The sequence below is a fragment of the Mesorhizobium sp. P5_C1 genome (assembly GCF_054049815.1).
In genome coordinates, this window is sequence record NZ_JBFULQ010000717.1 from 1 (window position 1) to 2,322 (window position 2,322).

The 2,322-nt window shown below is 58.4% G+C and carries 2 protein-coding genes and 1 tRNA gene; 2 read left to right on the forward strand and 1 reads right to left on the reverse strand.

Annotated elements, in window-relative coordinates:
- Positions 1-689 precede the first annotated feature (689 nt).
- Positions 690-1,337, forward strand: a complete 648-nt coding sequence (locus ACXJ7R_RS30315; RefSeq protein WP_457155033.1) for a hypothetical protein — start codon at positions 690-692, stop codon at positions 1,335-1,337.
- A 340-nt stretch (positions 1,338-1,677) separates the two neighbouring features.
- Positions 1,678-1,763 (forward strand) — tRNA-Leu (locus ACXJ7R_RS30320).
- A 139-nt stretch (positions 1,764-1,902) separates the two neighbouring features.
- Here ACXJ7R_RS30320 and ACXJ7R_RS30325 read toward each other — a convergent pair.
- Positions 1,903-2,322: hypothetical protein (locus tag ACXJ7R_RS30325; RefSeq protein WP_457155034.1), on the reverse strand; the 420-nt coding region annotated here is incomplete at its 5' end.

Sequence of the window (2,322 nt, forward strand, 5' to 3'; positions counted from 1 at the left end):
GGCTTAAGAAGCTCTCTGGTGGAAGGGGCGGCCGACGCCCCCAGTTGGGCGGGGTGATGGGTTGGGCTGAGAAGCGCCGGCCTGGGCGGGTTTGATCCGCCGAGTAGTATCATACCAGTACCTCCGGCGCGCATAATTCCGTGATCGCACCATTCTGTTCAAACCGCCCGGTCTGGCTTCCGTATTCAGACTTGACCAGGAACACGACTGGACGGCCCGCATCCTGACATCTGAAAAAGGCCGGCCTGCGGATGTGGTAGAATTGGTAGAGGCAAGGGATCTTAGATGCGAGCTAGCCCATCCAGACGCGTCCTTCGCAGTCTTGGCCGGCCTTGTTTTCCGGGCTTTGCAGGCGCGACCTGAGCCCGACATATCTATCAATCCCTACCCTTCCCTGCTCTTCCGGTGCCAATTGCGGTGCCAAATCAAAAGCCCGCCACCTTGAGGCGGGCCGTTGGCGGCACGGTGTACCTCATCCGGSTGTACCTCATAGAGCCATCTTGCATTTCGCGTTCTTCCCTGCACTCCATCGGGAGCGGCCCGCTTCAGGGGAACGCTCAAAGCTGGTTGACCAGGGGAGAGGTTGACCAAGATTTGTTCAAGTGCCACGAGGGATATACCTCGTGTTTCCGCCTTGAAGAGGCCCGCCGTCGTTAGCCAGGCGGGCCAAGACGAGAAGGAGAACGAACTTGGACACCTTATTAGCGCTTGCCGCTCTGGCCGTATCTCTGGTTGCACTTGGCATGTCCGTCTTCTTCTGGAGGCGACAATTTCGCCCGATCGTAACGGCCGCGGTCAAAACTCACAGCGGCGGAAACGATGGGATTGCCTACAATCTCGTGGTGCTGAACTCTGGATCAATTCCCGCGAAAAATATCCGCCTGATCGTCCACGACCAGGCCGGCCTCAAAGCGGCGCTCGGAGTCGGTGCCAATGAGGATGCCAAAAAACGGTGGCTGGCGTGTTTCACTCAGTCGACGGAAATTCCACTCCTCCAAAACGGCGATAAGACGACCTGCTCGTTTGGGATGACGCACAGCGATCCGCGGCAAAGCTTTTGGAAACCGCAAGCCCAGTTTTGGATCCGCATTGAATATGAAGGTTGGTTCGGCGCTAAGTACGATTCGGACCCACTTAACGTTTTGCAGATCGCCGATTCGGACAACTTCACCGGAGGGATGTGGGCACCGGTGAGAAACCCGCCACTAGGGACGGCGGGAACCTCTCAAACTGGGTCGAAACTCAGCTTCCGTCCACCGTCCGGCATTCCTCGGGCATCTCCCCAGCGTCCCGTTCGCCATCCTCGATCAGCGCGGTATCATCGACCTTCATCGTGAGCCGCTCCCCACGGGCTTTCCCGTGACGTTGGGTGGCGTTCGCAGGCGCCTATGCTCGCAGTCGCTGTCCGKCTCATAGTCGTTGCATGGCGCGACGCGATCGATCGACCGGGCTCGATGTGGTTGCAATCAGCCGTCTCCTAGGGCATGCGTCACCTGTGGTCACGCTGTCAGTCTACGTCCATCTGTTTGCACGATCGGACGAAGGTGTTGCAGCGACGATTGAAACCGCGATGAGAACGGGCGCAGAACAGTAATCCGGCTTTTCAGTGCCAATCCGGTGCCAACTGGTCTCGAATGGCTGGACCTATGTTCGCTTAAGTGCTTGTAATCGCGGCCTGCGGACGTGGCGGAATTGGTAGACGCAAGGGACTTAAAATCCCTCGATCTCTGATCGTACGGGTTCGATTCCCGTCGTCCGCACCACTCTTGGCTCACACGCCTCCAGGCAAAAGGCTCCCTCGGACGAACCAGGGATCGCAGCCGAACGGCTGCCGGCGCGCAGTGTCACGCCAGCGGCTTAGCGAAAAGGCTGTTCGGGGCCTCTACGGTGAGGCGAGCGCCCTTACTTGATATAAACCAGCACGTAGCGGCCCTTGTAGGGCTGGTAATACTTCGTCCCGCATTTCCAGACCACGGCGCCACCGTTGTAGGTGGTCTTCACGCATCCTTTGGGCAGGGTCGTGATGTAGATGGTCGTCCTCTGGATCACGACCGTCTTTGCTTCCGCCGGGTTGACCAGGCGAAAGCCCAAACTGCCGTCAAAGCCGTCGCCGGCCACCGAAGAGATCGCGAGCACGCCACAGATGGCGACCGCGCGAAAGAACGAACTGCGACTGATCATAAGCATTCCCCTTCCCTTTACTTGCCGCTCTGGCAGCCTACCAGCAACGCGCAAAGCCTCAAAGGACTTAAAATCCCTTGAGCTTTGATCGTGCGGGTTCGAATCTGTCGTCCGCACCATGTTGAAATCAGCGCTCAATGG